General features: G+C 42.5%; 12 protein-coding genes and 1 pseudogene. 10 read left to right on the top strand and 3 right to left on the bottom strand.

The features are described 5' to 3' along the window. Nucleotides 1-170: 170 nt before the first annotated feature. Genes NST25_RS20320 through NST25_RS20310 form a run of 3 tightly spaced genes read left to right on the top strand, consistent with a single transcriptional unit; the run spans nucleotide 171 to nucleotide 2612 of the window. The gene (locus tag NST25_RS20320; RefSeq protein ID WP_339187766.1) at nucleotides 171-980 is read left to right on the top strand and encodes a GNAT family N-acetyltransferase; all 810 of its coding nucleotides are present in this window, start codon (nucleotides 171-173) and stop codon (nucleotides 978-980) included. Nucleotides 981-988: 8 nt separating this feature from the next. Further along, the gene (locus NST25_RS20315) at nucleotides 989-2092 is read left to right on the top strand and encodes an LCP family protein (RefSeq protein WP_081383220.1); all 1104 of its coding nucleotides are present in this window, start codon (nucleotides 989-991) and stop codon (nucleotides 2090-2092) included. 37 nt (nucleotides 2093-2129) lie between these two features. Next, nucleotides 2130-2612, top strand: coding sequence for a DinB family protein (locus NST25_RS20310; RefSeq protein ID WP_175617285.1), 483 nt, complete (start codon nucleotides 2130-2132; stop codon nucleotides 2610-2612). Here the strand turns inward: NST25_RS20310 and NST25_RS20305 are convergent. After that, nucleotides 2609-2818 carry a hypothetical protein gene (locus tag NST25_RS20305; RefSeq protein ID WP_076100132.1) on the bottom strand — a complete coding sequence of 70 codons (210 nt, stop codon included), beginning with the start codon at nucleotides 2816-2818 and terminating at the stop codon, nucleotides 2609-2611. The genes NST25_RS20310 and NST25_RS20305 overlap by 4 nt on opposite strands. A 279-nt stretch (nucleotides 2819-3097) precedes the next feature. On the opposite strand from NST25_RS20305, the gene NST25_RS20300 reads away from it, so the two are divergent. Beyond that, on the top strand, nucleotides 3098-3457 hold the full coding sequence (locus tag NST25_RS20300) for a hypothetical protein (RefSeq protein ID WP_076129905.1): 360 nt from the start codon (nucleotides 3098-3100) through the stop codon (nucleotides 3455-3457). Between the two features lie 39 nt (nucleotides 3458-3496). Here the strand turns inward: NST25_RS20300 and NST25_RS20295 are convergent, their stop codons facing one another. Further along, nucleotides 3497-4768 (bottom strand): serine hydrolase domain-containing protein, encoded by a 1272-nt coding sequence (locus tag NST25_RS20295; protein WP_339187763.1) that lies wholly within the window; start codon nucleotides 4766-4768, stop codon nucleotides 3497-3499. A 66-nt stretch (nucleotides 4769-4834) separates the two neighbouring features. Here NST25_RS20295 and NST25_RS20290 point away from each other — a divergent pair, with 66 nt between their 5' ends. From NST25_RS20290 to NST25_RS20275, 4 genes are all read left to right on the top strand, one after another. After that, nucleotides 4835-5518, top strand: coding sequence for a response regulator transcription factor (locus tag NST25_RS20290; RefSeq protein WP_076301764.1), 684 nt, complete (start codon nucleotides 4835-4837; stop codon nucleotides 5516-5518). A gap of 2 nt (nucleotides 5519-5520) precedes the next feature. Next, nucleotides 5521-6795 carry a HAMP domain-containing sensor histidine kinase gene (locus NST25_RS20285; RefSeq protein ID WP_076301763.1) on the top strand — a complete coding sequence of 425 codons (1275 nt, stop codon included), beginning with the start codon at nucleotides 5521-5523 and terminating at the stop codon, nucleotides 6793-6795. Nucleotides 6796-6953: 158 nt separating this feature from the next. Then, on the top strand, nucleotides 6954-7727 hold the full coding sequence (locus NST25_RS20280; protein WP_076183127.1) for an ABC transporter ATP-binding protein: 774 nt from the start codon (nucleotides 6954-6956) through the stop codon (nucleotides 7725-7727). Nucleotides 7728-7729: 2 nt separating this feature from the next. Continuing rightward, complete coding sequence (locus NST25_RS20275; protein WP_076301762.1) at nucleotides 7730-10072, top strand: ABC transporter permease; 2343 nt, start codon at nucleotides 7730-7732, stop codon at nucleotides 10070-10072. Nucleotides 10073-10136: 64 nt separating this feature from the next. Here the strand turns inward: NST25_RS20275 and NST25_RS20270 are convergent, their stop codons facing one another. Then, nucleotides 10137-10565 (bottom strand): VOC family protein, encoded by a 429-nt coding sequence (locus NST25_RS20270; RefSeq protein ID WP_076183122.1) that lies wholly within the window; start codon nucleotides 10563-10565, stop codon nucleotides 10137-10139. Between the two features lie 453 nt (nucleotides 10566-11018). Between NST25_RS20270 and NST25_RS20265 the strand changes: the two are divergent. Further along, nucleotides 11019-12623: pseudogene (locus NST25_RS20265) on the top strand (glycoside hydrolase family 6 protein); the annotation flags it as partial. Then, the gene (locus NST25_RS20260) at nucleotides 12615-13667 is read left to right on the top strand and encodes a cellulose binding domain-containing protein (protein ID WP_340394441.1); all 1053 of its coding nucleotides are present in this window, start codon (nucleotides 12615-12617) and stop codon (nucleotides 13665-13667) included. The pseudogene NST25_RS20265 and the gene NST25_RS20260, both read left to right, overlap by 9 nt. Nucleotides 13668-13689: the final 22 nt, after the last annotated feature.

Below are 13689 nucleotides of genomic sequence, written 5' to 3'. Positions count from 1 at the left end.
AGGATATGGTCTTTTTTTGTCTCACAAATTTCTTATAAATAGAAACTTATCGACCCTAAGATCGTCTATAATAATGGGATATTTTAGGTAACAGTGTCATCCGGCAAAAAATATCCTCACATACTGGTGGTTATCTATCAAAACATTACGTGAGATCTAAGGAGAAAATTATGAAACGACTAGAGCGTAAAGATTATTACAAAGCTATTGAGCCTTTAGGAAAAGTGAAAATAAATACGATGTTTGCTGAGTCAGTGGTTAAACAAGTCATACCTGGCAGCGTATATGTTGACGATATCGTTAACCCGCGTGCTTTTTACATTGCACACCCTTGTGGAATGTCTTTATTAATTGGAGAGTCGGATAATGAAGAGTTCAAGCGCGATCTTTTTGATTACATAACCAATAAAAATATGATTCGGCATCATCAAGAGTTGCTGCAGGCTGATCCAGCGGGAGGCTGGCCGAAAGTTATCGCTCATTGGAGTGAACAGGAAATGCTCCATAGAAATACAAGGGTCAACTTCAGCTTTAACCGCGAGAAATATCTGGAACAGAAAGCTTCTTATCTTAACCAAGACCTTGAAGTGGTGCGAATGAACAAAGAACGGTTTTTGGCGGCAACAGGAGATGTCAATCCTAAGGCGTTTTGGAGGAATGAAGAGCAATTTCTTGCTGAGGGGCTGGGTTTCAATATTCTTGACGCTGGGGAAATTGCCTCTACGGCATTTTCGGGTTTTGTTAATGAGCATCAACTGGAAATTGGCATAGAAACCTCAGAAGCACATCGGGGGAAGGGCTATGCCTACGCGGTCTGTTCAGCCTTAATAGAATACTGTCTAGAACATCAGCTTGAGCCGGTGTGGGCGTGTCGTCTGGATAACGAAGGTTCTTTCAACTTAGCGCATAGATTAGGCTTTGAGACAACCTACATGATTCCCTATTACCGGCTGGTAGAATCCGTCATCAGGAAGGGTTAAGGATCCGAATGAAAAATAAACAGATTACTCATTCAGCTTCTTCATTTTCTTTAAGTAGAATTGAGAAAAAAAAGGTGAAGAAGAAAACTAAGACCAGCAAGAAAAAAAAGATCTGGCTATTTACGCTTGCTATCGTACTTATTGCTGGGCTAGGATCTTATGTTTTTCGTAAAGAACTGCTGATTTTCGGATTTAATAATGTTGTGGCTCCGACTATTGAACACACGCTTGATGGATCATACGTTCCTTTAGAAAATAATGAAAACGCTGAAGCTCCTGGATTACAACCAACGGCGGATAACAAGGATCGTCCATTTTCTATCCTCCTATTGGGTACTGATCAGCGGGGAAAAGAGAACGGGCTTTCTGATTCGATTATATATACTGTGATTCGGCCAGTTGATCATAAAGTATTGTTCGTGTCGATCCCTCGCGATTCCTATGCAGAAATTATCGGAGCGGAAAAGGTTAAAGGAGCTAGGAAAGAAACCAAGATTAATGCAGCTCATTCCTATGGCGGTCCTCAGATGAGTGTAGACACCGTTAAAAATTTATTAAACGCGCCTATCGAATATTACGCTACTATTAATTTTAACGGTCTTGTGGGCGTTACAGATGCTCTAGGGGGTGTTGAACTTCCGATTACCAAGGTGATTGAGAACAAGAGCCCGGATCATGAGAAATTAAGAATTGAACCGAACAAACCGATTTATTCTGGCGCTGAAGCATTAATGTATGTAAGATACCGCGAGGATTCTGATTTTAAACGAACGGAGCGGCAGCGGATCTTTTTGAAATCTGCGCTTGAACGGATGAAGAGAGTAGATAATATCCTTAATATACAGAAAATCATCGAAATAGCAGGAAGTAATTTCCAAACCAATATGAAGTCAGACTTTATTCTTGATTTGGCGAAAAGAGTAATTCTTGAAGGGGGTACTCCTGAGATCACAAGCCATATGTTGCAGGGTGAGGGCAGACGGAAGGATCAATGGTATTACATGCTTGACGAAAATGATGTGAAGCGTACCCATGAGTTAATTGAGATTTGGTTGAATCCTGACTCTACCGATACGGATCTGGCCGCAGCTTCTGCGGATGACGCAGCATAGATGTTGTGACTGAATTATTATATTTTTCATATGGAGGTTGATCTCTCTGGCTGCAAAAACAAATGAGCAAATGTTACTCGAATTTAAGTCCCTCATCCCGTTCGTAGAATCTTTAGGTGAAGTATCAGACAAACATTGGAATCAGCCTATTGCAGCTGGTAAATGGACTGTAAAGGATATCATCTGTCATCTCATGTTATGGGATAAATATTTTTATGAAGGTGCGATTAAGAAAATAATTCTCCGGGAACCGATCACAACCAAGCATTTGGATTTTAACGAGTTTAATGCTAACGCTGTAGAATATGCTAAATTATTATCTGAACAAACATTAATTGAACAATTTGTACGTTATAGAACTAAAATCATAGATGTAGCTGCAGGGTTAACGGAAGAGGAATTCAATCAGGAATATAAGGATGGAGATCGCAAAAAATTCAGCGTTCGCAAGTACTTGAGAAGTTTTATCCCACATGATAAGCATCATAAAAAACAGATTGAGCAGTTCTTAAAACCTTAAAACTTGGCGCGATTTTGAACTAACTTCATGGATTGGCGTATGAGGATAGGACCAAACATGCTTCCGGCAGAGGCGGCAATTAAGGAATGGAAGGGGAATTTTATAGCAAAATAAAAGACCCATCCAGCAACAATATCAATAAGGATGAACTTCTTGATCTCGGATAATGGTATGGTCACGAAGACAATGGATTGTTTGTTTCTCACAGCAATGACCTCCTAATTTTAAGAAAACATCTTATAAATCCACTGTTCATTCTATTTTGGAACTAAGATGTCCCATTCCGTCTAAATCTACAATCGCATCGTAAAAAAAGGAAGTATGCCTTGCGGATCTTTTTCGCAAAGTGTACTTCCTTTTTTGTATGTGAGGATATTATCTGACTAATATTTGGCAGGGTATGGAAAGTCACAGAAGATATATTCAATCACTAGTACAATGTAAGCGTTATCTTTTGCGAAATTATATCCTAAAGGAGCTAAGCTATGAGAGTGAAGAGACTATCTTTTAACCAGCTTGTGTTTATCTGTTTAGGTTTTCAATACTTGTTAATGCGTTTGTTCTCTGCCGGCGAGGCGATCGTTATCACATCGATAGAGCTAGTAATATATATTGTTTATACTGTCGCCACCCTTGCCGGATTGTTTCTCCGGAGCAGACGAATTGATAGTGAAGCTGTATCCGGGTTGTCGTCGTTATTTTTCAGCGTGTTATGGACGGTATCTTTGTTCTCACAGTTTCGGAAAGAAAGTTATCCAAATGCTTTAACAATCATTAATTCGCTGGGGGTGTCTGCAGCGGTAATCGTGATGCTCACACAATTTATTATTTTGGCTAAGGCTTAGGCTTTAGCTGAAAAAAAGGCGGGTGCCCCAGCAGCCATTTCATGGCTTATGCGGCACTCGTTTGTTTTTTTTCATCCCCAGAAATGAAAGCTCACCCTGTTCATTCCGTTTAAATTCAAATTCACTGTCATGCTTGGTATGATGGAATCTTTTTTCAGAGATAGGATAGAACGGTGTAACCTCATCATCATTCCAGACAAAATAATATTCCTGGCCCCTACGCTCCACGCTCGCTTTGCAGCCAAATCCCTCATAGGTCCCCATATATTCAGCATACATGCTATCATCAAGTGGAAAGGCTCGCGGGAATATCGGCATTTCGGCAGGCTCACCGAATACTAATCCAGATAGAGATTCCGTTAACTTGGTAATGGGGACACAATCATAATTGGTCAACATGATGACGGTTGTCTGCTCTTCTGGATATCTGTGCATTTCACTTCGGAAGCCGCGATAAGCGCCACCATGATACATTCTTTTGCGATCATATCGTTCGTCCAAAAACCAACCAAATCGATATTTGAGATTACTTGAATGAAAAGCCATCTCCAGAGTATCGTGGGATACTAATTGATCGGAGTATAACGCTTGGTCCCACAGGAAAAGATCAGCAGCCGTCGAATACATGGCACCCGCTGACAGGATAGAGCTCATATGTATGTATTCACCCTGAGTATACTCTCCCCATGAGGAATGATAAGGTGAGGCTAATTTTGAAATGATTTGCTGATTGTTATAAACTCCTGTATTTACCATGCCAAGAGGCTGTAATATAAAAGTAGTGATATAATCTTCAAATGTCATGCCAGTAATCTTTTCAATGATCATCCCCAATAAATAATAGCCTGAATTATTATAGGAAAACGATGTGCCAGGCATAAATGCAGGCAGTTGACTCACAAATAGCTGTAACATCTCCAGTGGAGTCAGCTTAAGCTTATTTAATTTTTGATTATATTCGGGTAGAGAAGTGTAGTTGGCTATACCCGAGGTATGCCCCAGCAGATGAAGGATGGTCATCCCCTCGAATGCATGCTGTTCAGGAAGATATTTTAGGATCGGATCTTCCAGTCGCAGACGTTTTTGTTCTTTTAGCATCAGAATCGCCATGCCAGTGAATGACTTGGTTAGTGACCAGATCCGGAATTTGGTATCTATAGCGTTCGGGACCTGATGTTCAAGATTCGCATATCCATATGCTTTTTGTAGCTTGATTTCTCCATGCTGAGCTATCAAGACTGTGCCGCTCAATGGCCAGCTTTGTTCGTATTTATCTAAAAATTGCTCCAGACGCTGGGATTGTTTATCCACAGGTAACCCCTCCTTAAAGGCATATTCTAACATAATACTAAATTCTGTTGAAGCGGAGAGAAATCCATGAGATATGATTGTTTAATTATTGATGATGAAACTGAACTTGCGGAGACCACTTGCGAATATTTTAATTTGTTCGATGTTCAAACCGCGTTTGTTACAAGCGCTGATGCCTGCCGGAGCTTTTTGCGTGAGCATCAGGTCTCAATGTTACTGCTAGATATTAATTTAGGCGGTGAATCCGGCTTCCAGTTATGCAAAGAGCTGCGTCAGACGATGGGGATTCCTATCTTGTTTATTAGTGCCCGCTCCAGTGAAGATGATGTATTGATTGCTCTTGATATCGGAGGAGATGACTATATTCATAAGCCGTATACCCTGCGAGTGCTGCTCGCAAAAGTGAAGGCGGTGCTTAAACGCCACAATAACGAAGTTAGAGCTGAGGCAGCTATCCTCCAAGCCGGCCCTATCCAGATAGACCCCGAACTTAGGAGGGCAAGCCTTAATGGCGTAGCTCTCAAGCTGAAAACGATGGAATATAAATTGCTCAGCTATTTGATTCAGCAGAAAAATAGGGTAATCCCCAAAGAGGAGTTATTTACAGAGGTATGGGGAGATGTTTTTGCGGGGGATGGCACCCTAAATGTACATATCCGTCATCTACGTGAGAAGATTGAGCAGAATCCTAATGATCCTCAGTACATCCGTACAGTATGGGGCATCGGTTATGCTTTTGAGGACAAATAGTTATGACAAAAAAACTGCTGTTGGCCCTTCTGTTTACTATATTTGCCGCAAGTTTAGCGCTCACCTTCCTAATTCTTAATTTGCAGGTGGAGACAGGAACAGATAGAGTGGCGATCAATACCATTGTGAAGCTCACGGAACAGAACTGGGACAAGCTTGATCCGAAGCTGTACAAGGAAAGTCCTTATGAATTTGCCATTATCGATACCGCGGGAGTACTTAAATATCAGACGGGAAATGCGATTTCCGTTACTGTTAACGAAGCCATCAATAATCGGGATACTCTAGTGGACGTTTTTGATCAGGATAAGATGGTGGGGAAGGTGATTATTAATAATGATTACCGTGCGATCTTTATACATATGAAAAAACAATTTATACAAGTTTCTATTGTGATGCTGCTTCTGCTTACGGTTCTAGGCGTTCTCTATATTTGGTTCCTGAATCGATCGGTTCTCCGTCCGTTCCGCAAAATGCAGCAATTCGCGAAGCATATCGCGAGAGGTGATCTGGAAGTGCCGCTGGAGATGGATCGTAATCATCTGTTTGGTGCTTTTACCGAAAGCTTTGATATGATGCGGGAAGAGCTTGCAGCGGCTAGACACAGCGAATATTTGGCGAATAAAAGTAAAAAGGAACTGGTTGCTAGTCTCAGTCATGACATTAAAACACCCGTTGCTTCGTTAAAGGCGATCACGGAACTGATGTTATTAAGCGCAAGGGATGAGAAGACCGGCAGACAGCTTAACACTTTGTACTCCAAAGCAGATCAGATTGATCGTCTGGTGACTGATATGTTCCATTCGACCTTGGAGGAACTAAATGAACTTAAAGTCAGCTTAACGGAAGAGCAAAGCCACCTGCTGATCCAAATTATAAATAATGTAAATTTCTATGAACGGATTTCAGCAGCATCTGTGCCTGACTGTCTCATTACGGTGGACCCCTTGCGGTTGCAGCAGGTGATCGATAATGTTGTGAATAATTCCTACAAATATGCCTACACAGACACACCCATAGATATTAAGTTCGAGATCACGGATCATTATCTGGAGGTAGATATTCTGGACTATGGTCCCGGGGTTCCTGAAGAGGAGCTGCCTTTAGTATTCAATAAATTTTTTCGGGGCAGTCTGGCCGTGAGCCAGAATGGTGCAGGTCTAGGCCTGTACATTTCCCGTTATATGATGCAAAAAATGCAAGGCGACATTCTGTGCTCCAATCGGGAGGACGGATTTACAGTCAAACTGCTAATTCCCTTAGTAGGACAGAATTAAGAATTAGCTAAGGATTGCACAAAGACATGTTAAGAACATTTAACGTACGATAAGGTTGCAATTACGAATGAGCTTGTGATTGCAGCCATTATATTTCGCGTAGAGCTATGATTTTTTTAGCGCAATTAATGAGCATGAATGTAAATGGAGTGTTCAACATGAGCGAAGTGAATAATAAAGTGCTGATGCAGACTAATAAGCTTGGAAAAACCTTCTCCCATGGAGGAACTCAGCAGCATGTTTTGAAAAATCTGGATCTGACCTTATATCATGGTGATTTTACGATTATCATGGGCAGCTCTGGTTCTGGTAAATCAACACTGCTGTATGCCATTTCGGGTATGGATAAGCCAACACTTGGAGAGGTTCTATTTGAAGGTCAGGATATCACAGCCATGAGTAATGATCAGCTTGCGATATTCCGGCGGAAGAATTGTGGGTTCGTGTTTCAGCAGATTCATCTGCTGGATACGATGAGTGTCCTCGACAATGTATTATCAAGTGCTTTTCTTGTACAAAAGGATAGAGCAGGTGCTGTAAAAAAAGCCAAAAAGCTACTCTCTGATGTAGGTCTGGATGACTCTGTCTGGGGCAAGTTTCCGGCGCAAATCTCAGGTGGCGAAGCTCAGCGGGCGGGGATTATCCGGGCATTGATCAACAGTCCAAAAGCGGTTTTCGCCGATGAGCCGACGGGTGCGTTAAATAGTTCAGCAGGAATAGGTGTACTGCGCGTCCTTACTGAGGTGAATAGACAAGGGCAAAGTATAATTATGGTTACTCATGATCTTAAAACCGCGTTGCGTGGAAATCGGATATTGTATTTGCGGGATGGAGTCATCGTGGGAGATTTGCGTCTTACCCCTTATAGCGAAGATAACGGACCTGAACGGCAGCAGCAATTACAGTCCTTTCTAACCGAATTGGGGTGGTAGGGATGAGCAGCCTAATAGGAAAATTAGCTTGGTCCAATATTCGTAAAAGAAAAAGTGCTACGGTTACGCTCTTCATTCTTATCATGATAGCTGTGCTGCTGCTGAACATTGGTCTTACGGTCATTTTGAAGCTCAATTCCTTCCAGCAAGAAAAAATGACTGAATTAAGGACTCCAGAAATAAGTGCATATTTTCCAAAAGATGATTATCTAGAAGAGTATGAGGAGCTTGTGGATAGTTATTCATATACAGAATCCTGGGAGAATGAAGCAGCAATTCTGTTAGCAGATGCTAAAATGAAGTACGGACAAACGGACACTACGGTAGCTTTTATAATTCTTAACATGGATACACCGCGGACCAAGGGACTGTTCAAGACAACGACTCCACCAGGATCTAAGGATGCGAATATGATCTATCTGCCTTATTTGTTCCATGTTGGATCGGGGTATAACCTTGGGGATACTTTTACTTTTGTATACGATAATAACTCATTTTCTTATACCATAGGTGGCTTTATTGAGGAGCCGTTGCTAGGGACGTTAACTAATGGAGCTTTAAAAGTATTTTTGAATGATGAAGGTTATAAACAGTTGGAGGAACGTCTTGGAACTGAAGCTCAGTACAGCTTTCTATCAGCAGATTTAACCGATCCTTCAAAGGATGTAAAGCTGGAGCAAATGCTTAGTGAGCGGATTTTTGCCTCAGGAAGTACGGATCAATTTCAAGTCATGCGGGCAGAGGTTGGGCTCGAAGGGAACCGTGTTTTTGTTAATCTTTTAGCAGCCATTTTAATCGTATTTGCACTGATTATGGTTCTAATCTCGCTTATTGTCATCAGGTTTCAAATATTGGGGCATATTGAAGACAATTTAACGAACATCGGTATTTTAAAAGCTAACGGTTATACTTCATGGCAGATTAAAAATGCGCTTCTGCTACAGTTCACCTCAGTTTCCATCATTGCAGCTATACCGGGAGGCGGGTTATCTGGGCTGGTTATGCCGTTGGTAGGGAATATGATTTCGTCTTCAATCGGACTTCTGTGGCCAATATCCTTTGAAGGGGTCAGTGCAGTACTGAGTTTGGTTATTGTCTCTGGACTAGTGCTACTTGTTACCTATCTGTCGAGCCGGCGAATTCGGAACATTACTCCGATTACAGCTCTGCAGAGCGGAATCCTCACTCACAATTTTAAGCGGAACCCAATTCCACTCGAAACATCCCGGATGAATCTGCAATTCAGCTTAAGCCTTAAAGCTTTAGTAAGGCAGGCAAAACAGAATATGATGATCGTATTGATCGTTGCCGGATTAACCTTTTCTAGTATTTTTTGCTCTATATTGAATTTCAACTTTAAGGGAGATACCTCCGCCGTTATAGAACTGGTAGGTATAGAACGCAGCGACTTTTTGTTATTGCCGAAAAACGGTGACCTACAGCAGGGGAAGTTTACAGAATTAGAAGCCATGCCAGGGGTTGAAAAGTTGACTGTATTGGATAGCATGGTCGCTTCGATTAAAAACACCAGCTTTATGCTCCGGGTATCTGACGATTATAGCAAGCTGGAGACACAAACCATATACAAAGGGCGAGAGCCAATTTATGATAATGAAATTGTGATTTCCGGTGTTATTGCAAAGTTGGAAAATTCAGAAATAGGGGACGAGGTCCCGATCACTTTTAATGGTGTGACGGAGAATTATTTGGTTACTGGCTTAAGCCAGCAGATTAGCCAACTTGGAATGGTGGCGAGTATGACCGGTGATGGAATGAGAAGACTTCAACCGGAGTACACCCCTCTGTCCATCAATGTGTATCTGAAAGAGGGGGGAGATGCGCAAGCTTTTGTGAAGGATCTGGAAGCACGCTTCCCTAAGCAATGGAACATTACTAACATTCGAGAAACGGTTGATAGTACGCTCAGTACATTCACTGCCGCAGTATCTTCTATGACAGCAGTCATCACTGTGGTGACGATTATAGTAGTCAGTCTGATTTTGTATTTAGTGATTAAGACTTTGATTCTGAAGCGGAAACGTGAGTTCGGCATTCTTAAAGGAATGGGTTATACCACTTTTAATCTGATGACGCAGATTACCTTTAGTCTGTTTCCGGTGATTGTGGTGGGAGTAGCTTTGGGGAGCATAGGGGGGTATTTTTTCTCAGACTCAGCGTTTGTACTATTGCTCTCGAGTTTAGGGATTTATAATGTCCAACTGGCGGTTAGTTTGCCTCAAGTATTGCTATTGTGTGCAGCCATTCTAGTAGTAGCTTATGCGGTGTCTATGCTTGTTGCCCGGCGAATTCGGAAGGTTAGTGTGTACGATTTGATTATGGACTAATTTAAGCGAAAAACAAAAAAACAACGAGCAGGAGGTTAGTTACTCCATGCCCGTTGTTTTTTTATTACATATTTATTCGTCCGTCATCATAATTGAATTGCCAGTCGATGCCGAATTTATCTTTTAGACTACCATAACAAGAGCTCCAGAAGGTTTCTTGCAGTTCCATAACTACTTTACCGCCCTCTTGAAGCTTATCGAAATATTTCTTTATGTTATCTAAATCCTTACTAACTACGGAAAGACTAATATTGTTTCCTTCGATAAAAGGCATACCTGGAAAAACATCAGAAAACATTACATTACTACCTTCGATATTCAAGCGGGTGTGCATAACCAAATCTTTAGCTTCCTCAGGAAGAGTGAAATTGGGATCGGGTGGTGTTTCACCAAAGGTCATGATTTGTGGACGTTCAGTGCCAAACACCTCTGCGTAAAACTCTGCTGCGTCCCGACAATTCCCATTGAAATTAAGATAAACATCGATGGACATTTTTTTCACTCCTTAAAGGTTTGTTAGCGTTACTTCGAAAATACTTAAAATTCAAAATACCTTGTCACTTCCACATTGTATCATTTACCAGTTTATAAACAAATATTCTTATAGTCTCATTATTAAACTTTTATTTCATCTACTATCTTCTAATTAAAAATAGGATATGGTAGTATTCAAGAAAAGGGATAATTTTCTATAAATTAAATAAAATTATATTTATGTTAAATAGTTAGATGATTTAGGCTCTTGTTAGATTTTTAAAACGGAGGGGAGGTGATGATGAGTGCGGGTAAGGCATAGAGGAGGTGACCATTCTTTAAAGGAGTGAATACTGCAATTGTAGCATCGCGTGGCTATTAATAAATTATTTACGAATTTATTTAATTGTCGAAAGGAGAATAATAAATGACAAAAGCACTAAGGAAGCAAATGTTGTTATTGCTTACGATCATGGCTTTAGTTATCACCGGATATGCTCCTTCTACCACGTATGCCAGTGAGGCGCATGTTGACAATCCGTTTGTAGGAGCTACAGCATATGTTAATCCTGATTATGCCGCACTGATTGATACCTCTATTGCTCAGGTTACCGATAGTACTTTAGTTTCCAAGATGGAGACCATTAAAAAATATCCGACAGCCGTATGGCTGGATCGAATTGCTGCAATTTATGGCGGGACAGAAAACGGAGGCAGAAAAAGTCTTGAGGAAACATTAGATTCCGTACTCGCGCAAAAGCAACCAAACACGCCGATTACAGCCACATTCGTAATTTATGATATGCCTGGGCGGGATTGCCACGCTTTGGCCTCCAATGGCGAGCTGCCACTGACAGCAGCGGGTTTGACAACCTACAAATCAGATTATGTTGACGTAATCGCCAGTATTTTTGCAAAGCCCAAATATAGTGACATTCGTATAGTGACTATCGTAGAGCCGGATTCGCTTCCGAATCTAGTTACCAATCTCAGCACACCACAGTGTGCTCAAGCTAACTCCACGAATATTTACCGTGATGCTACACGTTACACTTTAAATGCTCTCCATGCCATTCCAAATGTGTATACTTACATGGATATTGGTCACTCCGGCTGGCTCGGATGGGATACTAACCGTGGCCCCGCTATCGACCTCTTTACTTCGGTTGTGTCAGGCACTACAGCTGGACTTGCTAGTGTCGATGGATTCATTACGAATACAGCCAATACCACTCCACTAGTAGAACCTAATCTTCCAGATCCGAATCTTACGATAGGCAGCCAGCAGCTTCGTTCTGCAAGTTATTATGAATGGAATCCGTATTTTGATGAAGCCGATTTCACAGCAGCATTGTATTCAGGTTTTGTAGCAAAAGGTTGGCCTTCCACGATCGGCTTCCTTATTGATACTTCCCGTAACGGTTGGGGAGGACCAAATCGTCCGACTAGTGCAAGCGGAACAACCGTTAACGCTTATGCGGATTCCGGTCGGATTGATAAACGTCTCCATCGCGGCAATTGGTGTAATGCCAGCGGTGCCGGAATTGGAGAAGTTCCACAAGCAGCACCCGCAGGTTATGCAGCCTCACATTTGGATGCATTCGTCTGGGTGAAACCTCCGGGAGAATCTGACGGCTCCAGCAGTGCCATTCCAAATAATGAGGGCAAGGGCTTTGACAGAATGTGTGATCCGACTTATACCAGCTCAAGCGGCACACTGACCGGTGCATTACCTAATGCGCCTGTATCAGGCCACTGGTTCCATGATCAATTTGTTCAGCTGGTACAGAATGCTTACCCTGTAATTCCTCTGAGTAACGGAGGGGGCACTGTAGTTCCTGCGGCACCCACTAATTTGGTAGCGACAGCGGGAGATGCAAAAGTAAGCCTGAGCTGGACGGCATCCAGCAGTGCGACTAGTTACACCGTAAAACGAGCGACCACAAGCGGAGGGCCGTACACCACTGTAGCAACCGGGCTAACGGCAACGAGCTACACCAACACAGGCTTAACGAACGGAACAACCTATTACTATGTTGTAAGCGCAACCAATAGTGTAGGAGAGAGTGTGAATTCGGGACAAGCGAATGCGACCCCAGCGGCGGTGGCGACTGTTCCGACGGCACCCACTACCTTGTTAGCGACAGCGGGAGATGCGAAAGTAAGCCTGAGCTGGAGCGCATCCAATGGTGCGACTAGCTACACTGTGAAAAGTGCAACCACAAGCGGAGGCCCGTACACTACTGTAGCAGCAGGGCTAACGACCACGAGCTACACTAACACCGCCCTAACGAACGGAACAACTTATTACTATGTTGTAAGCGCAACGAATAGTGTGGGAGAGAGTGCGGATTCTACACAAGCGAGTGCGGCTCCAGCAGCAGTGGCGACTGTTCCCGCGGCGCCAACCAATTTGGTAGCGACAGCAGGAGATGCAAAAGTAAACCTGAGCTGGAGCGCATCCAGTGGTGCGACTAGTTACACTGTGAAAAGTGCGACCACAAGCGGAGGGCCGTACACCACTGTAGCAACAGGGTTAACGGCAACTGGCTACATCAACACGGGCTTAACGAACGGAACAGCCTATTACTATGTTGTAAGCGCAACCAACAGTGTAGGAGAAAGTGTGGATTCGGCACAAGCAAGTGCTGTTCCACAAGCTCCAGCAGCAACTAGTCTGACGTTGCAGTATCGGGCGGGAGATACTAATGCGACAGACAATCAGATCAAACCTTATTTTAATATTAAAAATAACGGCACAACCGCAGTGAACTTAAGCGAACTTAAAATCCGTTATTATTTCACTAAAGATAGTAATCAGACGTTAAATGGCACAATTGATTGGGCACAGATCGGCAATAATAATGTTCAAGTCGCCTTTGCAGACAACACAGGCACGAATGCAGACACTTACGTTGAACTTTCGTTTGCTTCTTCGGCTGGTTCCATTCCAGCTGGAGGCCAGTCCGGAGATATTCAACTCAGAATATATAAATCAGATTGGACTAATTTTAACGAAGCCAATGACTACTCCTTTGATGCTACTAAAACTGCTTATACTAACTGGGATAAAGTGACGCTTTATCAAAGTGATGCTCTCGTATGGGGGATTGCTCCGTAACGGAAAGCAGGGGATAATTAAA

This window comes from Paenibacillus sp. FSL E2-0190, from assembly GCF_037992965.1.
Taxonomy (GTDB): Bacteria; Bacillota; Bacilli; order Paenibacillales; family Paenibacillaceae; genus Paenibacillus_AQ; species Paenibacillus_AQ odorifer.
The sequence above is the reverse complement of the archived record's forward strand: the minus strand, read 5'-3'. Positions and strand labels throughout refer to the sequence as shown.